General features: G+C 43.4%; 16 protein-coding genes. 10 read left to right on the top strand and 6 right to left on the bottom strand.

Going from position 1 to position 22,330, the window contains the following annotated elements; all coding sequences use genetic code 11:
- Positions 1-199: 199 nt before the first annotated feature.
- From mutM to cysM, 5 genes are all read right to left on the bottom strand, one after another.
- A complete protein-coding gene (gene mutM, locus EI161_RS02005; protein ID WP_192528842.1) occupies positions 200-1,159 on the bottom strand; it encodes a bifunctional DNA-formamidopyrimidine glycosylase/DNA-(apurinic or apyrimidinic site) lyase in 960 nt (319 codons plus the stop codon).
- A 64-nt stretch (positions 1,160-1,223) separates the two neighbouring features.
- Positions 1,224-3,776, bottom strand: a complete 2,553-nt coding sequence (locus tag EI161_RS02000; RefSeq protein WP_192522551.1) for a RelA/SpoT family protein — start codon at positions 3,774-3,776, stop codon at positions 1,224-1,226.
- A gap of 443 nt (positions 3,777-4,219) precedes the next feature.
- On the bottom strand, positions 4,220-5,761 hold the full coding sequence (gene rlmD / locus EI161_RS01995; protein ID WP_192522550.1) for a 23S rRNA (uracil(1939)-C(5))-methyltransferase RlmD: 1,542 nt from the start codon (positions 5,759-5,761) through the stop codon (positions 4,220-4,222).
- A gap of 61 nt (positions 5,762-5,822) precedes the next feature.
- Positions 5,823-6,659 carry a 3'-5' exonuclease gene (locus EI161_RS01990; protein ID WP_192522549.1) on the bottom strand — a complete coding sequence of 279 codons (837 nt, stop codon included), beginning with the start codon at positions 6,657-6,659 and terminating at the stop codon, positions 5,823-5,825.
- Between the two features lie 39 nt (positions 6,660-6,698).
- Entirely contained in the window at positions 6,699-7,667 is a 969-nt protein-coding gene (gene cysM / locus EI161_RS01985; RefSeq protein WP_192522548.1) for a cysteine synthase CysM, read from the bottom strand.
- 330 nt (positions 7,668-7,997) lie between these two features.
- Here cysM and EI161_RS01980 point away from each other — a divergent pair, with 330 nt between their 5' ends.
- The 9 genes from EI161_RS01980 (at position 7,998) to tsf (ending at position 20,684) form a co-directional block, all read left to right on the top strand.
- Positions 7,998-11,498, top strand: coding sequence for an ATP-binding protein (locus EI161_RS01980; protein ID WP_192522547.1), 3,501 nt, complete (start codon positions 7,998-8,000; stop codon positions 11,496-11,498).
- Between the two features lie 135 nt (positions 11,499-11,633).
- On the top strand, positions 11,634-12,446 hold the full coding sequence (locus tag EI161_RS01975; RefSeq protein WP_192522546.1) for a crotonase/enoyl-CoA hydratase family protein: 813 nt from the start codon (positions 11,634-11,636) through the stop codon (positions 12,444-12,446).
- A 226-nt stretch (positions 12,447-12,672) separates the two neighbouring features.
- Positions 12,673-13,932, top strand: coding sequence for a multidrug effflux MFS transporter (locus EI161_RS01970; protein WP_192522545.1), 1,260 nt, complete (start codon positions 12,673-12,675; stop codon positions 13,930-13,932).
- A 736-nt stretch (positions 13,933-14,668) separates the two neighbouring features.
- Positions 14,669-16,903: an ATP-binding protein gene (locus EI161_RS01965; protein ID WP_318779280.1), complete on the top strand. Its 2,235-nt coding sequence runs from the start codon at positions 14,669-14,671 to the stop codon at positions 16,901-16,903.
- A 59-nt stretch (positions 16,904-16,962) separates the two neighbouring features.
- Positions 16,963-17,325 (top strand): response regulator, encoded by a 363-nt coding sequence (locus tag EI161_RS01960; RefSeq protein ID WP_192522544.1) that lies wholly within the window; start codon positions 16,963-16,965, stop codon positions 17,323-17,325.
- Between the two features lie 29 nt (positions 17,326-17,354).
- Complete coding sequence (locus tag EI161_RS01955; RefSeq protein WP_192522543.1) at positions 17,355-17,804, top strand: chemotaxis protein CheX; 450 nt, start codon at positions 17,355-17,357, stop codon at positions 17,802-17,804.
- A 38-nt stretch (positions 17,805-17,842) separates the two neighbouring features.
- The gene (locus tag EI161_RS01950) at positions 17,843-18,292 is read left to right on the top strand and encodes a chemotaxis protein CheX (RefSeq protein WP_192522542.1); all 450 of its coding nucleotides are present in this window, start codon (positions 17,843-17,845) and stop codon (positions 18,290-18,292) included.
- Positions 18,293-18,748: 456 nt separating this feature from the next.
- Positions 18,749-19,567, top strand: a complete 819-nt coding sequence (gene rpsB, locus EI161_RS01945) for a 30S ribosomal protein S2 (RefSeq protein WP_192522541.1) — start codon at positions 18,749-18,751, stop codon at positions 19,565-19,567.
- Between the two features lie 235 nt (positions 19,568-19,802).
- The gene (gene tsf, locus EI161_RS01940) at positions 19,803-20,684 is read left to right on the top strand and encodes a translation elongation factor Ts (protein ID WP_192522540.1); all 882 of its coding nucleotides are present in this window, start codon (positions 19,803-19,805) and stop codon (positions 20,682-20,684) included.
- A 246-nt stretch (positions 20,685-20,930) separates the two neighbouring features.
- Here tsf and EI161_RS01935 read toward each other — a convergent pair whose 3' ends face one another.
- Positions 20,931-21,737 (bottom strand): lytic transglycosylase domain-containing protein, encoded by an 807-nt coding sequence (locus EI161_RS01935; RefSeq protein ID WP_192522539.1) that lies wholly within the window; start codon positions 21,735-21,737, stop codon positions 20,931-20,933.
- Positions 21,738-22,027: 290 nt separating this feature from the next.
- Here EI161_RS01935 and EI161_RS01930 point away from each other — a divergent pair.
- Positions 22,028-22,330, top strand: a 303-nt coding sequence (locus tag EI161_RS01930) for a transposase (protein ID WP_192528841.1), incomplete at its 3' end; no start/stop codon positions are given.

Raw genomic sequence — 22,330 nt, 5'->3', positions numbered from 1 at the left:
CACTATTTATGTAAGTGCTAGCACCATTAAAGCAAGATGTGCGTTAATAAGCAATAAAAATGCGTGCAATATGTGTATTGAAGCACAAAAATGCAAGATATTTAGGAACAATTGTTTTTCTGGTATGTCAGGAGTCTGAACGCCCAGAATAGGGCGTCTAAGGTAAAGTAACTAGCAATTGTCTAAAATAAAAAGGTTTTTAGATTATTGGCTGACAACTAGGGCAATAAACACTAGCTCTTCCAGTAAGCTTGATATTATCGAGTACTGTATCACAATGTGGACAAGCTTCTCCTTGTCTACCATACACGTTCAACGTCTGTTGAAAATAGCCTGTTTGACCACTGGCCACTGTGAAGTCACGTAGCGTCGAACCACCAAGTTTTATCGCCTTTTGTAAGATAGTTTTGATATGAGCGACCAGTATAACTATTTTCTCATATGAGACGTCATTGGCTGGAGTGGCGGGGTGAATGCCAGAAAGATATAAGCTTTCAGTCGCGTAAATATTGCCGACGCCGACCACCACTTGCTGTTCCATAATCACAGATTTTATGGCACGTTTGATAGGCTGCTTATTGGTAGTGGTTTTATTGGCGGTAGCTTTTCGGGTGCTGGCTTTATTGGCTAAAGGGTCATCATGCGTTTGGTTGGAGTTATTGCTACGCTGGATTAAATGATATAGATAATCAGCAGTAAACTCCTCTGATAACGGTTCAGGTCCTAAATGACCCAACAACTTATCACCATATTCTTCAAGCCATAAGACTGATCCAAAGCGTCTAGGATCATAATAATGCAGCTGGGTCTTGGTATTATCAGCATCAGTGAAGCTCATAACCAAATGGTCATGTTTGCGTTTATCAGTACCATAATTGTGCTGTTGTAGGCTCCCCGACATGCCTAAATGAACTAAGAGTTGTTTTGGCTGTAAATGCTTAGAAGAGTCGGTACTACCGTCCATTGCTGGTAAAAAGTTAAGTATTAAGTACTTTGCTCGCCGCTTGACACTCTCTAAAGTGTAACCAACGAGACTATTTAAATCATCTGGCATCGACCAACGTAATTTGGGTTGGAATACTTTTACATTGGTCACTTGTTGGCCTAATAATGGCTCAAGGCTGGTCTTGGTTGTTTCTACTTCAGGTAATTCAGGCATGGTGTTTTTTATGAAAACTCTATTATGAATGAAAGGCGCTTTTGAAAAGTGCGGGTTATTTTAATCAAGCGACAGCACGGCGAGCATGTAAGATGCCATGCTGCTGTTCGAGTTTAGCCAATAGCTTGGATAAATGTGCCAGCCCTGAAACTTCAATATGAAACTTTAAAAAGGCAATATTATCATCGTTACTCAGCGTTTCAACTTGACGAATATTGACGTTTTCGTTATCAATAATTTGGGTCAAGTCGCGCAGTAGTCCACGTCTGTCGTATGCCTCTACATGGATGTCAACCGGTTGATAGCGTCCTGATTTAACTTTCCAAGCAGCATCAATTTCGCGTTCAGGATCACGTTCAATTAAACGCAAATATTCTGGGCAGCCGCGATTATGTACGCTAACGCCACGTGATAAAGTGATATAGCCAGAAATTGGCTCACCGTGTACAGGATGGCAGCAGCCTGCTAAACCAATCTCGATATTATCCAAGCCATCGATATGGATTTTGTAGGCGTCAAGCTTTCCAGAATCCCTGGTGTTAATACTAGGAGTAAAGTCTTCTTCAGTTTTCTCAGGTTCTAAATGCAGTTGCCGAGAAATATGGCTGGTAAGCTGGTTAAGACCAATATCGCCCGTGACCAAGCCCACAACAATATCATCGGTATTATTGACATTAAAATGCTGCGTATAGTCATTTAAATCGATGCTATTGGGGTGCACTGATAAACGCTCAAGCTCTTTGCTGAGCATCTGTCGACCTATTTCAATGTTCTTGTCGCGGTCTTGTTTATTAAACCATTGACGCAGTTTTGAGCGTGCGCGGTTGGTGTGAATATAACCCAGTGATGCAACCAGCCAATCGCGGTTGGGCTCACGTGATGCCTTAGTGATAATTTCGACTTGCTCACCCGTTTTGAGCTGGTAGGTCAACGGTACATAGCGTTGATTGACCCGAGCAGCTTGCGCGCGATTACCAACTTGGGTATGGACATAATAGGCAAAATCAAGAACAGTCGCGCCCTTTGGTAGCTCAGTAATATCGCCATCACGGCTAAAAATATAAATGCGCTCGAGCTCATCGAAATCAACCACTTGGTCTTCTTCATCAAACTCTAATTCTTCTAGCTCTTCACCAGTTAATAATGTTGAGCGCGGTTGATTGCGTGTTTCGTTATTGATAGACAATAGCTGACGCAGAGAGCTGATTCTTTGGTTTAGGTAGTTGTCTCTCTTATTTTTTAGGCCTTCTTTGTAATTGACATGGGCGCACATGCCAAGCTCAGCCTCAAAATGCATTTCTTGAGTACGAATTTGTACCTCAAGCGATTTGTTTTCAGCAATGACTGCGGTATGCAGCGAGCGATAGCCGTTAGATTTTGGGTTGGTAATATAATCATCGAACTGCTCAGGAATATAACGCCATAGACCGTGTACCAAGCCCAAAACATGATAGCAGTCCGAAGGATTATTGACCAAAACCCGTAAAGCACGAATGTCGTAAAGCTGATCAAAGGACAAGCCTTTTTGCTTCATTTTTCGATAAATAGAATAGATATGTTTAACGCGTCCTGAGACTTCACCTTCAATATCGGCTTCTGCCAAGGCGTCGTTAAGTTTGTCTTGTACGCGCTGAATATAGGACTCGCGTTCACTGCGCTTTTCTGATAGCAGCTTAGCAATTTCTTTATAGCGTTCAGGCGCAAGGTAGCGAAAGGCTAAGTCTTCAAGCTCCCATTTTAGTTGGGCGATACCCAATCGATGCGCTAATGGGGCATAAATGGTCATGACCTCACGTGCCACGCGATTTTGTCGCTCCTCGTTAGAAAAGGTCAATTCGCGCATGGCAAAGGTACGCTCAGCCAGCTTAATAAGCACGACGCGCACATCGTTAGTGACAGAAATGAGCATGCTATAGATATTGGACAGTTGGTCACGCTGGTTATTGACGAAATGATCTTCTAAGCGTTTGTTACTCTCAATAATTTCAGACAGCTTACCCATTGCCAAGGTATCTTTGACTAGGGTCGATATATCGGTGCCGAATTTTTTTTCGATATCAGCCAGACTTATGATTGATTTGCGCGCACTACGATAGAGCATGGCAGCGACAAGCGCGTCTTCATCTTGATAAAGGTAAGTTAAGATATCGGTCATACCAATACCAGTCACGTAAGCGCCTGAGCGCTCCGATTCGCTAGTATTCATATGGCTGCGAATAAATTCACAGGCAGCGCTCAGGTTAGGTACAGACTCTTGCCCAATCCGCTTGGCGACGTTATCTAACCAAGTAGGGACATCAATATTTATCTGGTCCAAATCAATCGCTTCAAACTCTTTTTCCGAGAGTATGGGTGATTCATCGAGGATTTTATTGTCTAGATATTCGTTTTCAAGGTTTGGGTCATGACTATGGTAAGCATAGTGCGCCGAGCGATCAAAAGTAGTGTGTAGCTTATGAGTCGCCAATTGATGTTTGATATCCAGTGGAATTTGGGCATAGCTATTGGCAGACTGATGGGAACGTTGACTGGCGACCAGCTGCGCCGCTAGTGTGGCACTGTCGGCTTGCGTGGTCTGTCCATCCACCAGCGGTAATCCTTCACGAATTTTTACCATAGCCGACTCCTCTTAGCCATTCTAAATTGATTATAACTTTATCTATTATGTGGACACTTATGATTCAAGATTCATAAATAGTTCAAGACTGATGTTTTTTAAGACCTGTTTTTAAGATCTATAAAGTGCCAGCGATAAAACAGTATAACTGCTAAAAAGTCCATTTCTAGCAGTTATAAAACGTGCGTAAAATATATAAAGCTATGGGTGTAAATACTCACTATTTCCTTAATGAAAAACAATAAAAAGAGATAGTAAAATTTTATATTATTATCTCATGTTGCAGTAACAAATCAAGCGGGGCTATGTAATGTCTACAGTTAATCAGAATAAATAGCCGTCATTGATTGCTACTGCTGACACTCAAATTTTGGTTGAGTGTCAGCGGCTTTTAATACGGTTATTTAATATTCTGAACCGTTAATTTGAGAGAAAGTAAAGAATCAAACGGCGATTTTTTCAAAGCGCGCGATTGATTCGACATGACCGGTATGACAGAACATGTCCATCACGCCCGCATCCGTCAAACGATAGCCTTGTTCTAATAATGCTTTGGTATCACGAGCGAGGGTTGCTGGATTGCAAGAGACGTAAACGATACGCTCAGCGTTGAATTTGGGTAAATACTGCATGATTTCCCATGCGCCAGAGCGTGGTGGATCGATTAATAATGCATCAAAGCCTTGGTTGGCCCAAGGTTCATCGGTACAGTCGTGGGTCAAATCTTGGCTATAAAACTCGGTGTTATGAATACCGTTACGGCGCGCATTGTCTGCGGCGCGTGCAGTCATTGCTTCACTGCCTTCAACACCAACCACCGAACCTGTTTCGCCAACCAGTCGCGCTAGCGGTAAGCTAAAGTTACCCAAACCACTGAATAAATCCAGCACTCGCTCACCTGCTTTTAAATCCAACAAATCACAAGCAAGCTTGGTCATTTGACGATTCACAGACAGATTAACCTGGGTGAAATCGGTAGGAATAAATTCAAATGTCAAATCGTACTCTGGCAGTTGATAATACAGGCGTCCAAACTGCTGACTCATATCATCAGCATCGGTCAAAGCAATCCGCTGGATAGTATCAGCACCTTTAGACTGCAAATACAACTGCCAGTTACGCGCCGCAAAAAACGTCTTTAGCTTATCAATATCAGCATCTGATAATGGCTCGAGGTTTCGCACGATAAGCGCCACGGGCTGATTGCCATCGGGTAGCTCTGGCATCTCTTCACCCATGGCCAATTCAAGCTGGGCAATCTTGTTACGACTTTCTAGCGTGCTAATAAGCGCTTTTAAATTCTCAATCTCAAAGCCAATGCGTGGGTCCAAGATATGGCATTCATTGAGCTCTGCCAAAAAGTTACTTGAGCGCTCGCGAAATCCAACCAAAGCGGTTTCTTTTTTGGTGACATAACGCACACCCAATCGAGCTTTGGTACGATAACCAAGACGATCGCCAACCACGGGTGCTAACCAGTTATCAGGCGCCACATTGGCTTGGTGCATAAGCATTTCAGCCAACACAGATTGCTTAAAGTTGATTTGGCCATCTGGCTGCCAATGCTGTAGATTGCAGCCACCGCAAACACCGAAGTGCGGGCAGGGCGGTACGGCACGCTCAGGATTTGGATTGGCAGTGATGCTAATGGCATCGCCTTCTTCAAAGCTGCTACGACTATTGGTAATTTTAACTAGGGCGCTTTCACCAGGTAGTGCAAAGCTGACAAAGATTTTTTTGCCATGTTTGTCCTCGATGTGACCATCGTCCACACCAAAACCATTACCGTATACCGCAACGCCGCGACCATCATGCGATAGGCCATCGATAGCAAAGGGTAGTGGCTCAGCGTCTTTTAGACGACGACGCGTCTTTGATGAGGGTTTAGACTTTTTCTTATTAGGCGGAACAGTGATGGTTTGGGTATCGCTTACTTGCGGTGTAGCATCAGACGCTGTAGACGTTTTTGAATCGGTGGGTTGCATAAACCTGCCTTAATAAATTAAATGATAAATACTAAAAAACAAGGATGGAACAAAACGTTCACTACCCTGCTGATTGTGAGTTGGGTGCAGATGACCAATCAGCAATAAACGCCTGATGACGAGCACTGCCATCCGCTTGGGTGTATTTTGCTAAGTAATCATAGCTTTGCTGTTGCCAAGCATCAAAATCTTTTGAGGATAGCTGCCCAGTTAAACGCAACCAACGCAAATATATCAGCCAAGTATTCATGACGTCAGACTCACAATAGATAGACAGCGTTTGCCAGTCACCATTATGAAACAGATCACCAACCATGCTGCCGTCGACATCTGTTTTGCCTGGTAGACCGTATAAGCTGGCAACCACATCCATGGCTTCGCGGCGGCTGGCTCCGTATTGGCTAAATCTGTCCATCAAATCAAGGTGACGGGTGTGGAAGCGATTGACGTAGTTATCAAAGCGCATATTTTTGATACGCGCGCCTTCTTCGAACAGCCAAGGCGCTGACAGGTCATATTGCATCGCACGATATATCAGCACAGGAATATCAAAGCCTGAGCCATTCCAACTGATGAGCTGTGGCAGTTTTTCTAGGTCACTAAATGCCCGAAAGAACTTAGCAAGAATGTCTTTTTCGCTAAACTTATCAGCGGTCAACGAAAACAATGAAAGCTTGCCATCTTTTATATATAAGGCTGAAATACAAACGATACGCTGTAGCGGCAAACGCATAAAGTCGTGTCCCGCTTCCTGTATGCGTAGCGCCGTCAACGCGCTTAGTGTATCGGCATCATTAAGCTTAGCCAATTGCGGGTAAATACGACGTGCCGCATCTGTATCGGCAACGGTCTCAATATCAAATACCAATATAGGGTCGGATGGTAAGGCTTGTGACATAGTTAATCCTGAGTATTTATAAGCTTGCTGCTTTTGAGGTTACAGTGCTTTATTGTCTGCGTTTTCTATGCTGTCATCGACATTGTACAAACCGGTCGATAAATAACGATCACCGCGATCACAGACAATAAAGGCGATGACGGCATCAGGGTTTTCTTTAGCCACTTGCACCGCTGCCCATGCTGCTGCGCCTGAAGAGACACCAGCGAATATGCCCTCCGTTTGTGCCAGTTTGCGCATATAAACTTCGGCGATATGCTGGTCAACATCCATGACTTCGTCGACCAAATCCGCATCATAAATACCTGGCATATAAGCAGCAGGCCAGCGGCGGATACCGGCAATAGACGCTTCTTCATCAGGTTGCAAGCCGATAACTTTGATATCAGGGTTTTGTTCTTTAAGGTATCGTGACACGCCGGTAATAGTGCCAGTGGTACCCATTGAGCTAATAAAATGAGTGATTTTGCCCTCAGTTTGTGCCCATAGCTCAGGCCCTGTGGTGAGGTAATGCGCTTGGCTATTGTCAAGATTGTTAAATTGGTCTAAGACAATGCCTTTGCCATCGGTCTGCATTTGCAGCGCCAAATCGCGGGCGGCTTCCATGCCTTCATCCACCTCAATTAACGTCGCGCCATAGGCAATCATGGCATCTTTGCGCTCTTGGGTTGAGTTAGTTGGCATCAGTAGCGTTATTGGATAACCACTCATCGCCGCGACCATCGCCAAAGCAATGCCAGTATTGCCGCTAGTAGCCTCAATCAACATGTCACCAGGCTTGATATCACCGCGCTGTTCTGCTTGATAAATCATATTAAACGCTGGACGGTCCTTGACAGAACCTGCTGGATTATTGCCTTCAAGCTTGGCCAGTAATGCGGTACCATTAGGCAGTTGCTCTTGTTCAGGCAGGCGCTGTAACTTGACCAGCGGCGTTTGACCGACGCAATCAGCGAGGGCGGTGACTTGAGTGATGAAATTGGCGTTTAACAGGTCTGTAGCGGACATAAGGTATCCTTATTTATATTTTAACTATCATTTTATTTTTGTAGCAACCAAAAGAATCTGACGACAAGTAAAAAGTTGCATCATTATATCATTTTGTTTTTGGCTACGCTGATGGCATCAACAGATTTTGGTAAATGAGTGGGCAGCCGCCATATTTAGTATTGCGTCTGAATTTGATATTGTGACTGGTGCTCAATCATCAGCAACGCCTGGTAATGACGATATTTATATTTATAAATGCTGTTAAAATAGTTGAGAGACTTAGGGGCTGTCATCAATTAGCGCCGTTATTTATACATAGCCCAATCCCCAGTAGAGAGTAAAGCTAGCATGGCATACAAAAAACGTTTTGATACCAGCAGTGCGTATGGTCAGCTCATCATATTGGTGTTTTTGCCAATTTGTGTGTTGGCAGCGGTCGGTGGTATTTTGGTCTTTTATGAAACCATGCGCGCCAGCAATTCAGAGCAAGAGGTATTGGCGGAGGCGGTGCTCATTCGTTACACTCCAGCAGTTGCCGAGCTGATTCCTGAGCTCTTAAAGCAAGAGCGTCAGCAAGCAAACAGCGAAGTCACTGTAGAGGAGAGGGAGGCAGAAGGCACACCAAAAACAGCGTTAACGGCCATAAGTAAGCTTGAAGAAATCCAAGATAAACTCGGTCGCATGCAGTCCGAGCAACATGTCCAGCGTATCGCAATTATCAATGAAAACAACCAAGTGCTCGCGTCAGTAGGTTATGGATTGGATGAAGCGTGGCCATCGATAGATGCACAAGAGCGCTTCTTATCACAGCAGCCAACGGCTATCGGCACGGCTTATGGCAGTATATTGGGAGAGTTTGAGGGGCAGAGGTTGTGGCTATTGGTCGATATGGACAACGAGCCGCTTTATATTGCGCGTTACCGTATTGCCATGGCATTGGTGATTACCGGTTTGTTCACTATTTTAATTCTCTTGCTCAGCTTAAATATCTATTCAAAGCGCTGGATCGCACCAATTTATGAGCTGCGTCTGCAATTACAACGTACCCATGTTGACAATCTATACCAGCCCGTACCGGTTGAATCAAATGGTGAGCTGAATTTATTACAGCAAGATTTGGTCAAAACGCTGCGTCGCCTGCATAGGAGCTTTCAAGAGTTAAAAGACCATGCTGAGCAAACTGAAGATGATTTGCGTTTGGCTTTTGATGAGATGGAAATGCAAAACATTTCTATCAGAAATGCGCGTGATGCGGCAATCTCAACCAGCCAAGCCAAATCAGCATTTTTGGCCAATATCAGCCATGAGCTGCGCACACCATTGAACAGTATTGATGGTTTTATTAACTTACTTGCACGTCATGGCGAGCTAAACCCCGAACAAGATTTATATGTGCAAACCATACGTAAATCATCGGCACATTTATTAGCGTTGGTAAATGATGTCTTGGATTTTTCCAAGATTGAAGCGGGTAAACTGGTACTCGATCGCCATGAGTTTGACCTTTATGACACCATTTATGACGTGGTCGATATGCTCTCACCGGTGTCAGCAGAAAAGGGTTTGCGCATGGCGGTGTTGTTTTATAACGATGTGCCAATGCGTATCAATGGTGATGCCCTGCGCCTCAAGCAAGTACTGACCAATATCGTGGGTAATGCGATTAAATTCACCGATAGCGGAGATGTGGTGGTGCGCGTTAGCTTGGATGACTACCGAGACAATTACTTGATGATTAGCGTGCAAGATAGCGGCAAAGGCATCTCTCTAGCCGATCAAAAAATGCTGTTTCAAAGCTTCAGTCAAGGTGACCCATCAATCACTCGTCAATATGGTGGCACAGGATTGGGCTTGGTCATCTCCAAGCAATTAACCCGTCTGATGGGCGGGGATATTGGTTTTCATGATAACGCTCAAGAAAACATCGCCAATCAAGGGGCCACATTCTGGTTTCGCATGCCAGCACACGTGGATGTTTTGGAAGCTGCCACCGGTCAGACGATTGAGCTACCAGTATTGGCGCCGCTGGCGAGTGATACCGATGAATTTAACGTTTTGATATGGATTAATCATACGGCGTCTATTCAAGTGCTTAAAGCCAGCTTGCAATATTTACCGATTAAATTGACTCAGGCCAACTCGCTACCAGGAGTACTTGAATCATTAAAAGAGCGCGGCAACTATTGGGATTGGGTCATCGTTGACGATGATACCCAGGACGATATGATGGCGCTACTCAAACAAATTCGTCTACATTATCAAGGCAAGCTTGCGGTATTTGGCTATCAAGTGGCTGCCGACCAAGCACTATTGAACCGTTATCAAGCCAATATATTGTATGAGCCATTGGATAAAAGACAGCTCTACGCCATGCTCGATACGCAAAATCGTAGTATGCCAAAAAACTTGCAAGAACCGCGTTGGAAAGGGGTAACGGTACTGGCCGTTGATGACCATCTGCCTAACCTGCTGGTGCTTGATGCCTTGCTTAGCGAGCTTGGTATTCAGGTAATGACCGCGAGTAGCGGTTTTGATGCCATAGAGATTATCAGTAAACAGCAAACCAAAAACATCAAAACTACGAAGAGTGATAAACAAAGTCTGTCGAATAAAACTCAAATCTCTAAAGCTGAAACCCGCGATGAAGTAAATAAAAAATCGAATAATATGCTTCACGCTGAAGAGTCTACCGAAGACAAAAATAGCACTCAGGACAAAAATAGTATTGATTTAATATTTATGGATATTCAGATGCCACGTATGTCAGGGCATGAGGCGGCTAGGCAAATCCGTAGTATTGAAAATTCTGATAGCCATATTCCTATCATCGCGTTGACGGCACATGGTTTAGCTGATGAGCGAGACAAACTTATCGCTAGTGGTATTAATGACTATGTCGGCAAGCCCATTAGTCAGCCTCAGTTGTTGCAAGTGCTACAAAAATGGCTTGGGCGTACGACGACAGCCTCTAGTGCTCATGCACATAGCACGGGTTTGCAGGCTACCCACTTAGCAGAAAGCGACTCGCCACTTGATAGCTCAGTAAATGGTGGTTTTGAAGATGTGAATGCTGAAGCGTATTCGACATGGCCTTCAGATTCTACGATAACTTATCCTATGATTAAAGGTGATGAGAGTATTCGTAATAATGCTTCTAATAAGATCAATCAACAAAAAATCACTCGACCGTTATCATTAAAGAAAATCCGTGATGATTATTTACGAGACAGTCAGCCTCGTGAAGATTATAGACGCGAAACACCGCGTGAAACCCAGCCGCGCTATGAGAGTTTACGCTCGCATAAACAGGGACAAGCACCCTTACTGTATCCCTCACAAAATCCTGTAGATGGCTTGAGTAGTGAACAAGCAGCAGCGAATACTGCACAACAGATGTATTACCAAGAAACCAGCCATCTAAGCGTCAGTGATGGTGATAATACGAACATTTTGAACTGGCAAGATGCCCTTACTCGTTCAGCGAACAAACCTGATCTGGCAGCCAAGCTGATCATTATGATGCTCGATACTATCAATGATGAAAAACAAGCACTCACCCAAGCGTGGGAAGCCCGTGACCGTAGCACACTGGCGCAAATTGCCCACCGTATATTGGGCGGCAGTCGCTACACGGGTGTGCCGCAATTACGTCAGGCCAGTCAAAATTTAGAAGATAAGTGCTTGTTGAATGTACAGCACACTACACCGGCACAGTTTGCCATGCTTGCGCCGTATTATGAGGCATTGTTAACCGCGCTAAATAACTTACAGACGCTAGATTTGTCTGCTTATCCTCAGCTCAATTATCACCGTTTGAGTGAAAACGACATGACATGGAAGATGATTTAGAGCCGATATTTTATGACATTAAGAGTGAATCGTATCGTGGCAGTCAGTTATTGATAAGGTAGCGTAGGGACAAGGCTGTTAATATTACTGCCATCAGTTATCAGCGCCATTTTTTACTCATTAATAAGGATTGTTATGAATACTATCGCCACTTATCAGTATGAAACCTTACAAGTCAGTGCGACTGACAATATAGTAACGGTTACCTTAAATCGTCCACACAAAAAAAACGCCATGAGCTTTAAAGTAGTGAACGAGCTGATTGCAGTAGCAGGTCGCATTAGCAAAGACAAAACGATACGAGCGGTCATTCTCAATGGGGCGGAAGGGACGTTTTGTGCGGGTATCGATTTGGGCGATTTAAATCATCCCAAAAACCAAGCATTCGCGGTTTGGGAGCTGGTAAAGCCATGGCAGAGTTCGTTCCAACGTGTTTGTCTGGTGTGGCGTGATCTGCCAGTGCCCGTGATAGCAGTTTTAGAAGGGCACTGTATTGGTGCAGGGTTGCAATTGGCGCTCGCCTGCGATGTGCGTATCAGCCATCCTGATTGCCAGCTGTCTATCATGGAAGCCAAGTGGGGCTTAGTGCCCGATATGGGTTTAACACAATCAGCGTTTGGCGTGGTCCGAGAAGACGTACTAAAAGAGCTGGCAATGAGTGCGCGCATGGTCGATGGCGATGCCGGTAAAGCGCTGGGTCTCGTCAGTCATTGTAGTGAGACGCCACTTGAGCAAGCCCAGCAGCTTGCGGCTGAATTTGCCGAGCGCTCTCCCGATGCCGTGCTGGCGAGTAAACGGGTGATTAATGCCATGCATCATCAGCCTGCGACTACCTTATACAAAGAAAAAGTCTGGCAGCTGAAAATGATGCTCGGACGTAACCGTAAGCTGGCACTTAGAAAAGCCAAGCAAGCCAGTACCGCGTTTGGTAAGCGTCAGTTTCGTTAGAAAAGTGTGCCCTATCTTGATAGATTGTTTTAGGTGTGAAAGTTTGTTTTATTAACGTCATACGTCTATTGAATTACAAGCAGATAGTACGATATAAGACGGTCGGCTTGCGTCACTGGACGTAAGTATGCATGATTGTTTGTAGAAATTATTATTTCTTAGGTAAAATTACACAAACAGCGCATCGATAATAAAATAAATAATCACTCTATAGAATGGTCTAAATATGTCTGCTCCACAATCCTCCCTACCCAATAAACCGATTGCTGCTGATCGCGTGCGCTCTGCTGATTTGCCTGTTGCATGGATTATGATGCTTGGGCTTATCGTAGCGGTAGGGCCATTATCCATCGATATGTATCTACCAGCATTACCATCGATGGCAGATGATTTTGGCGTCTCAACAGCATTTATGGCCAACTCCGTTCCTGCTTATTTTGTTGGTTTGGTTTTTGGACAACTGTTTTATGGGCCATTTAGTGATCGTGTTGGCCGAGTAAAGCCTTTATATATCGGCATGACGCTATATGTCGTCGCTTCCATTGTCTGTGCGACCACAAATAATGAATATGTATTGTTTGTCGGGCGAACCATGCAAGCGCTGGGTGCGTGTGTGGGTGCAGTGGTCACTCGCGCCGCTATTCGAGATCGCCTGACTGCCAAACAAACTGCCAAAGCCTTTTCTATTATGATTTTGGTGATGGGCTTAGCGCCGATATTAGCCCCGTCGCTTGGTGCGCTGTTTTTACAGTTTTTTAACTGGCATTCTATTTTTTGGTTTTTGGCCGCTTTTGGTACACTTAATTTATTACTCACGAAGTTTTTCTTTTTTGAAACGCTTAGCGAAGAAAACCGTAATACGCGCCCTGCCAAAGAAGTCCTTAGTCAATATTGGGACTTGTTAAAAGACCCCACTTTTAACTATCCAGCGATTGGTGGCGGGCTATTAATGGGCGCAATGTTTGTCTATATTAGCTCAGCCTCTGAATTAATCATGGATACCTATGGCGTATCAGCGACACATTTCGGTTGGCTGTTTGGCATGAATGCGGCGGGCTTTGTGGGTCTTACCCAGCTGAACCAATGGTTGACCAATCGCTTTCGTATTTTGAGTATTTTGCGTTTTGGGGCGATGATGCAGGTCATTTCTGCGGGTGTGTTGTTCGTCATTGGTATGGTTCTTGGTGCGGATGCGTGGCTACCACTGGTATTGGCCTGTATTTTCTTTTGTATCGCAGGCTTAGGTTTGACCCAGCCCAACGCTTCAGCGATTGCACTGGCCTTTCAAAAGCACCGTGCGGGTATGGCCAGTGCCTTACAAGGATCGCTGATGTTTTCAGTGGGTATCTTTGGGGGTTTATTATTAAACTTATTCCCAGTCAATCCAGTCCTAAAAATGGGTATCGCGATGTTTTCCCTAATGAGCCTTGGTTGTTATTTGATTTGGCAAATCGACCGTAACTTGAATCTTGATAATGCAGAATAATTAACGGGCAGAGTAGTTAATAGATAAATTCTAGCTAGCTAGAATAAATGTCGAAAAAGCATTTAGCACGTATTATACGTCTAAATGCTTTTTTTATGTTTATACCAAACCCAAAAAGTACGATTAGCCCTGTCAAACTCGTTTAGTCTACAGTGCGTAGCACTTGCACTCGTTTTCCTTGCTACTCTAATTTTTGTAAATGGTATTATAAGAAGTATAAGAATTAACCCATAACAAAAGTCAAATAAAATTGTTGCATTCGCAAGTTCATTTTAGTATGATTAAAAATGTAATTTTGTGTAATAAAAAGCAATATACCTGTGTAAAACCTTACTTAATTGTAATTAAGCAACCATTCATAAAAAAATATTTCTTCTAAATCATATTGTCTAAGATTGTTTTTATTCAACGTTTTATAAAAATCTTATCTAAACTTATCTGGAAATTTCAACATATCCTCTATGTGAATACATATCTGTGCCTATGGAAAAGATATTGATAGGGTATGGGTTTTAATAAAACACGCTTAAGCTAAAAGTAATTCTTCACTAAAAACGTAGGACACGCCCTAGACCTACTCTAATCTTCAAGGATAGATGATTGAATGGTTATATGGCCAGTTGCCTTGTATAACACTAAGGCTTAGAGATGTCATAAATGTTTGGCTACATTAAAGCGATCAATCATTCAGATTTTTAATCTCATTTTATGCACTATTTAAACAAGGAAGTTAATTGTGGATGCACCTTCTACACGTTCAAATTTGGATATCTCTAAAAACCGCTATACCTCAATTGTCGTTTCAGTCGTTATCTTCTTACTGTTAACGTCAGGTGTTTTGGTTACTAGTATTTATAACTCACTGAAGATTCGTGATTTGCGAGCTGGTACTACGTTGAGCTCGGACCTTCGAAGTGATATTCCAACGCTCACCCAAGAGATATATCTACTCAATATTATGCGTCAACAGCAGCAACCTGCATCTGCGCTACAGTCGCAAGCGGCAAAAATAACTCAATTGACGCAAGAGCTTGATAAAGAGATCACTACGCTTAATGAGGGCGGTAATGTTGCTATTCGTGATGATGAAGATGTTTATAAGCCTCCAGTTGCGCCTGATCAGATTGAGTATGTACAAAACACTTTAAATCTGTGGACGCCTTATAAACAAGAAGCAACCAGCTATGTTGATTCACAATCAGTCTTAGCGGCAAGTACTTTAGAGGATAGGTTTGGAGAGAGTACACAAGGTATTTATGATAATGCCACCGCACTTAGTAATAGTTTAGGTAATGAGAACGGTCAGCGTGCTGGGTTCCTACGGAATCTGCAAGTTTTTGGTATTTCATTCGCAATTTTATATTTCATCATATTCGTACTATATTTTGTGCGTAGATTGAAATCCTCTGATGAAGAGTTGATAACGGCGCGCCGCGAAACCCAAGAAATTATGCAAACGGTCAATACCGGTCTATTTCTGCTAGATAAAGATTTGAAGATTGGTCAGCAGCATTCTCGCGCTTTAAACGACATTATCGGTGCTGATAGCTTGGCAGGTGAGAACCTTACCAGTGTATTACGTGGTCGTATCTCTGATAAAGACCTAAACACCACCAAGCAGTTTATTGAGCAGCTATACAACCCACGAGTCAAAGAAAAGCTGGTGGACTCTCTAAACCCTCTACACAAAGTCATGCTGCATAATGCTGCTGGCAATAAAGGCGCGAATAGCCGTTTCTTAGATTTCAAATTCTCACGCGTGTATGATAATAAAGACATTGCCCGTATCTTGGTCAACGTCAATGACGTCTCTGATGCTGTTTATCTTGAGCAGCGCTTAGAAAAAGAGCGTTCTCAGAACGATATGCAGATTGAGATGCTCACCACTATCTTGAATGTGAATCCGAAGATTATTAACGAGTTCATTGCCAATACCGATGCGCATATCAACAAGATGAACAATATCTTGAAAAACCCTGGTAGCTCGCAATTTGAGCTAGAAAGCAAGTTGAAAGCCATTTATCGCGAAATGCACAGTCTAAAAGGCGAGGCTTCTGCGCTAAAACTGCACAGCTTTACTAAGATTGCCTCAGATGCTGAAGACAAGTTGCATGCGCTGCAAAACCAAGGTCAGCTATCGGGTAATGATTTCTTGCCACTTGCCGTGCATTTAGATGACTTGTTGAGCTTGTCTAATACCATTGCAACGCTCGGTGAGCGTATCAACCGCTCAGCGCCAGCACCTACCAAACCTGCCACCACGCAAAAAACAACTGCGTTAAATGATGCGATGGCGAAAGAGAGCGCAGTAAAAACAGCAACGCCTGATACTGCTATTAGCCATCAGCCAGCCAGCCTATCGATTGGTGGCATCACTATTGCTGGTGGTCAGGATATCGACCTGAACGATGAGCCAAAGGATGATCAGCTCTCATTTTATCGAGATTTTGCCAAGGATATCGCCGCAAGACAAGGCAAGCAGATACAGCTAAACAGCCACACGTTAGCGCAAGTCAATATCCCAGAGCATCTTGCCAAGCCTATCAAAGAGATTGGTATTCAGTTACTACGCAATGCTGTGGTACATGGTGTTGAAGCGCCAAGCGTTCGTCATTCTCTTGGGAAGGATGCGGCAGGTAAAATTGACCTAGAAGTGCAAGACACTGGTCAAGACTTTATGCTGATTGTGCAAGATGACGGTCAAGGTATCGACTATGATGGTATCCGTCATAAACTGGTTGAAGAAAACCACTTTAATAGTGAAGAGGCAAGTCAGCTCACTCACGGTGATTTACTTAAAAAGCTATTTGCTTCTGGCTTCTCTACCAGAGATGATGCCGATGAAGATGGTGGTCGCGGTGTGGGTCTAGATATCATCAAAGCATTGGTGAAAGACTACGGCGGCAAGCTGAATGTCAATAGTGAACTGGGTAAAATGACGCAATTCGTCATTACGTTACCTAAAGCTTAATTGGGGACAACAGGTACGCGGTTAAGGATGACCACGTACCTCATTACAGGTAATAGGTTATGCATAAATTAATGATTGTTGATGATTCAAATATCATCCGAAACCGTATTCAGCGCGCGTATGATTCAGGGCAGTTTATGTTGGTTGCTACGGCAACCAGTGGCGTTCAAGCTATTGAAAAGTTCAATATTCATCGTCCTGATGTGATTACCATGGACTTGACCATGCCGCAGATGGACGGACTTGAGTGTATTGAAAAGATCATTGCGATTGACCCTGAAGTCCGTATTTTGGTCGTGTCAGCGTTGTCTGATAAGGCTACGGGTATTGAAGCGTTGTCGTTGGGTGCCAGCGGATTTTTATGCAAGCCTTTTTCAGAAGAAGAGCTTGTAGAGTCTTTGCATGAGTTGATGCAAGACTAAACCATTCAATGACTTAAGTAGATGTGATTATGAAAGAACAAAAGCTACAGATTTTTTTAAGTATTATTAGCAATTATTTTAATCAGTTTGGCGGAGAAGAGCTCGTTGCTGATACCCCTTATTTGTTGGAAAACAAGCAGCCAAAAGTTCATGATTATACGGGTGTGATTGGTATATCAGGTGGACAAAAAGGCGTGGTGTATTTTTCGGCGACCCGTCAATTACTGTCCTCTATATTGGATAGCATGGGTGAAACCGATAAAAGTGATGAGAATTATATCGATTTAGCCGGTGAAGTAGCAAATACCATCGCAGGCAATGCACGTAAAGAATTTGGCTCAGAGTTTCATATTTCTGTACCGTTTGTGTTCAAAGGCGCGCCACAAAGTATCGTGTTGCCGAACGATGAGCGTTCTTTTATCATTCCCATCACTTGGCATTCGCAAGTAGGCGAGATTGTGGTCTGTTTGCAGGATTAATACTGCTGCCACGTAATAAAGTTGGATAGTAATATATTATGGTTAAAGTAGAAAAACTAGGTGTGTTTCTTAGCTCAATCAATGCGTTTTTTGCGCAGATTGATGGCTCGGATGTGTCTATTGATACCCCTTATTTAAATCATAACAAGAGTGCGGTTGGTTATGATTTTAGTGGTGTCATCGAGATATCAGGTCCTCTTGAAGGCTGTGTGTATGTGAGTGCGCCAAGTGTGATGCTGCGAGAGGTGATAAAAGTAATGGGCGAGCCTGATTCATCAATGACGATGATGAAAGACTTGTTGGGTGAGATGGCAAATACCATCTCTGGCAATGCGCGCACTGAGTTTGGCTCGGAGTTTATTATCTCTCCGCCGCATATCGTTGAGGGCGCGCCAAGCGTGTCTTATTTGCCCAAAGACCGCCAAAGCTATGTCACACCATTTACCTGGCGTGGTTATAAGGCAGTGATAGGTATCTGTATCGCTTAATCCATCACTGATATAGTGAGTTCAGTATAAAATCGATACAGCGGGACTGGTATGAATTTTTTGCAGCCTCTGTCTGCGCAGGCACAGCACGCCAGAAAAATTTATACCAGTAGAACGCTATTTTGAATCTACCTCTTTTATAGTCGATTGACCATATCATACGCTCAAACAGCATAATAGCACTAGCAGTCGCCAAGCGTTATATGATAAAATACAGCGCAGCTATTTTTATAATTTAGTATTGTTAAGTTAAAATCATGGCTCACTTTTTTAAACCCACCCATCAACCAATGACACACACATCATGGCAAAAAATTGCTGGGTGTTTGGCGACTTGATTAATTTGCTTAATGGCTATGTGTTGTATTTATACACGTGCATCCAAAGCAAATGCGTGTCGCTAGATAGGCAGTTTTTGTGATGTGGAGGCATAACCCAACCAATAGGATATTTAACATGGCTACAAACAATCCAACCAAAATCGAAATGCGCGACTTATTACAAGCCGGCGCTCACTTTGGTCACCAAACACGTTTTTGGAACCCAAAAATGGGTCCATACATCTTTGGTGCGCGTAACAAGATTCACATCATCAACTTAGAGCACACCGTAAAAGCGTTTAACGAAGCATTGACTTACGTAAATGGCCTAGCTGCGAAGAAAAACAAAGTATTATTTGTTGGTACCAAACGCGCAGCAAGCGGCATCATCGCTGAGCAAGCGACTCGTGCTGGCATGCCATACGTTGACCATCGCTGGTTAGGTGGTATGTTGACTAACTGGAAAACACTACGCCAGTCAATCAATCGTCTAAAAGAGCTTGAGAAACAAGCAGAAGACGGTACTTTCGCTAAGCTTACCAAGCGTGAAGCGTTAGAGCGTACTCGCGATATGGAAAAACTTGAGCGTTCATTGGGCGGTATCAAAGACATGGGCGGCCTACCTGACGCAATCTTCGTTGTAGACGTTGATCACGAAGCAATTGCTATCAAAGAAGCCAAAAATCTAGGTATCCCAGTTATCGGTATCGTTGATACCAACTCTAGCCCTGACGACGTTGATTACATCATCCCAGCTAACGATGATGCTATCCGTGCGGTGACTTTGTACGTAACTTCTATGGCTGATGCGATTATCGCTGGTAAAGAATACGCACAGACTCAAGCTGGCGGCAAAGCTGACCAAGCACAAGAAGCTGCAGAGCAAGCGCCTGCTGCTACTGAAGAAGCACCAGCTGAAGCCAAAGCAGAAGAAGCGGCTACTCCAGCAGAATAAATTGCTGACCGATAAGGTTTAACTTTGTAAGGATGTCTTGATAGTCAACCTATTAGCAGCCATATAAAGTTATTAACAGCGTATAAGCTCATACGTATAAGTTCATAATAGGCATGATGTAGTTTTACTCGTCATGCCTTATTATTGACACGCTAAACAGCATTTAAGCACGTTTAAATACGTCTAAATAAGTATCGTGCACGTGCACCCCCATACATAATAAAAGGTAACTCTTATGTCAGAAGTAAAAGTATCTGCCAAAATGGTAAAAGAATTGCGTGACCGTACTGGTCTTGGCATGATGGAATGTAAAAAAGCGTTAGAAGAATCAAACGGCGATGTCGAAACTGCCATTGATAACCTACGTAAATCTGGTCAAGCGAAAGCGGCTAAAAAAGCTGGTAACATCGCAGCTGACGGCGCAATCATCATCGCTCAAGGCGAAAATAAAGCATTCTTGTTAGAAGTTAACTGCCAAACTGACTTCGTCGCAAAAGATGACAGCTTCACTGCATTTGCAGAAAAAGTGGCTAACCTTGCCCTAGAAAACAACGTCACTGATGTCGCTGCTATCTCTGAGCTACCGTATGGCGATGGTCAAACGGTTGAAGAAGCACGCGTATCATTGGTACAGAAAATCGGTGAAAACATCCAAGTTCGCCGTGTTGAAACGCTAGAGGGCGCTAATATTGCCTCATACCGTCACGGCCTACGTATCGGTGTAGTGGTATCTTTTGAAGGCGGTAATGCAGAAACTGGCAAAAATCTTGCCATGCATATCGCTGCATTTAACCCAGTTGCTGTCGATGACGAAGACGTTGCTGCTGACGTACTAGCACGCGAAAAAGACATCATCGAAGCCAAAGCAAAAGAGTCTGGCAAGCCTGACAATATCGTTGAAAAAATGATCGAAGGTGGCCTACGTAAATACCTAGACGAAGTCACTTTACTACGTCAGCCATACGTGATGGACAACGATAAAAAAGTTGGTGACGTATTAAAAGCTGAAGGCGTAAAAGTACTTGGTTTCAAACGTCTAGAAGTTGGTGAAGGCATCGAGAAGAAGCAAGAAGACTTTGCTGCTGAAGTTGCTGCTACCCAAGCGGCAAACAAATAATACCAAACCCAAAAATTAAGATTGGCCGTGTCAAACTTGTTTAGTCTATAAGACATAGTACTTGAAGGTATAGTACTTGAACTCGTTTTTCTTGCCACTCTAATTCTTGTGAATGGTATAGATGTTAAAAGAGTGAGTGCTACGTCGATTGTTTGATATAGCGCTAATCGCTTATCTTTTAAATATAAAAAGCCCGCTAATCATTAGCGGGCTTTTTATATGGGGCTATTACTGCTGGTTTTTATATTAGCGTAATGCCGCATAGGCTGAGTTGGCGTAGCTGGGGTTATTGGTATTATTATTGGTCGCGTAACTGACGTTTTGCAAGCCACCACTGGTATTAGGATTGGCAGTTTGGTTACTGGCATTCATACTGGTTTCAGTAAGACCGGCGTCATTTTTATATAAGCTATGGTAGCGGCTCATCACTCTTTGGACATAGTTACGGGTTTCTTTAAAAGGAGGGATGCCGTTATATTTATCGACATTACCTTCACCCGCATTATAGCCTGCAATCGCAAATTCTACATTGTTATTAAAACGCTTCATCAGCCATGCAATATATTTAGCAGAGCCTTCGATATTTTCGGCTGGATTCCAGGCATTACTGACTTTAAATCGGCGTGCAGTAGCCGGCATTAGCTGCATCAAGCCTTGCGCTCCGACAGGTGAGCGGGCATTAGGGTTGAAGGCTGACTCGGTGTGCATCATTGCCTTTATAAGTGCAGGATCTACGCCGTGACGCGCAGCAGAGGCACGAATATAACTGTCGTATGAGTTGCGGCTTCCGCTATTGCTGCTAGCGCTGCTACCGTAGTTATTGCTGCCACCGTCGTACATTTTAGAATCTTTGTAGTAGGTTACTTTCACTTTTTTGGTGAATTTATCGAAATTACCACTTGGACTAACATTGGTCAGCAGGACTTGGCCACCTGTGTCTTTATAGATATACATATTGCCCGCTTGGGCAGTGACAGAAAAACTGGATAGAGCAACGGCGGTGAGTAAAACAGGAGACAAGCAGCGAGTCACTAAGGTTGCAACATTCATCATAGGGTTATCACTTTTTATCGAGTCATAGCAAATTACTTTGCCTATAGGCGCACTGTTTATAGACATATTGTTTATAGGTCTATTATTTTGCGCGTTTAAGCGGTTGCCGTGTTTGCAGCCATCATTGATATATCAATCCAGCAAAACTACGTTTAATTAAAAACCACTCACAATAGATACAAAAAATAATACTTGCTTACTAGGGGCTGTATAGAATTGGGAGATAGTTGAAAAAAATAAGCAACGCCTTACACTCTTGTTTACCACAACAAAGAGAAAAGGCGTTACTTATGGCTCGTACCATGCTCACTGATGAACAATGGCAAAAGCTGTCTGATATATTGCGACAAATTAACATATATAACAAGCCCAATCTAAGACGAACAGTCGAAGCGATGTTGTACCGCATACGTATTGGCTGTCCATGGCGCGACTTACCAACCTGCTTTGGCAAGTGGTCTACCGTATATCATCAATACCGCTATTGGCGTAAAACGGGTAAATGGCAACAACTGATGTCCATAATGACAGCAGACTACGATAGTGAATGGTTATTTATAGATGGTAGCGTGGTAAAAGCACATCAGCACAGT

This window comes from Psychrobacter sp. FME5, assembly GCF_014861375.1.
Lineage (GTDB): Bacteria > Pseudomonadota > Gammaproteobacteria > Pseudomonadales > Moraxellaceae > Psychrobacter.
Note: the sequence above shows the minus strand (reverse complement) of the source record. Positions and strands in the feature narration are given on the sequence as shown.

Excerpts from the sequence above, each read along its gene's own strand:
- EI161_RS01955 (WP_192522543.1), top strand. The coding sequence starts at position 17,355 with ATGAAAGAACAAAAGCTACAGATTTTTTTAAGTATTATTAGCAATTAT.
- mutM (WP_192528842.1), bottom strand. The coding sequence starts at position 1,159 with ATGCCTGAATTACCTGAAGTAGAAACAACCAAGACCAGCCTTGAGCCA.
- rpsB (WP_192522541.1), top strand. The coding sequence starts at position 18,749 with ATGGCTACAAACAATCCAACCAAAATCGAAATGCGCGACTTATTACAA.
- EI161_RS01950 (WP_192522542.1), top strand. The coding sequence starts at position 17,843 with ATGGTTAAAGTAGAAAAACTAGGTGTGTTTCTTAGCTCAATCAATGCG.
- EI161_RS01960 (WP_192522544.1), top strand. The coding sequence starts at position 16,963 with ATGCATAAATTAATGATTGTTGATGATTCAAATATCATCCGAAACCGT.
- tsf (WP_192522540.1), top strand. The coding sequence starts at position 19,803 with ATGTCAGAAGTAAAAGTATCTGCCAAAATGGTAAAAGAATTGCGTGAC.
- EI161_RS01975 (WP_192522546.1), top strand. The coding sequence starts at position 11,634 with ATGAATACTATCGCCACTTATCAGTATGAAACCTTACAAGTCAGTGCG.
- EI161_RS01935 (WP_192522539.1), bottom strand. The coding sequence starts at position 21,737 with ATGATGAATGTTGCAACCTTAGTGACTCGCTGCTTGTCTCCTGTTTTA.
- EI161_RS02000 (WP_192522551.1), bottom strand. The coding sequence starts at position 3,776 with ATGGTAAAAATTCGTGAAGGATTACCGCTGGTGGATGGACAGACCACG.
- cysM (WP_192522548.1), bottom strand. The coding sequence starts at position 7,667 with ATGTCCGCTACAGACCTGTTAAACGCCAATTTCATCACTCAAGTCACC.
- rlmD (WP_192522550.1), bottom strand. The coding sequence starts at position 5,761 with ATGCAACCCACCGATTCAAAAACGTCTACAGCGTCTGATGCTACACCG.
- EI161_RS01970 (WP_192522545.1), top strand. The coding sequence starts at position 12,673 with ATGTCTGCTCCACAATCCTCCCTACCCAATAAACCGATTGCTGCTGAT.
- EI161_RS01990 (WP_192522549.1), bottom strand. The coding sequence starts at position 6,659 with ATGTCACAAGCCTTACCATCCGACCCTATATTGGTATTTGATATTGAG.
- EI161_RS01980 (WP_192522547.1), top strand. The coding sequence starts at position 7,998 with ATGGCATACAAAAAACGTTTTGATACCAGCAGTGCGTATGGTCAGCTC.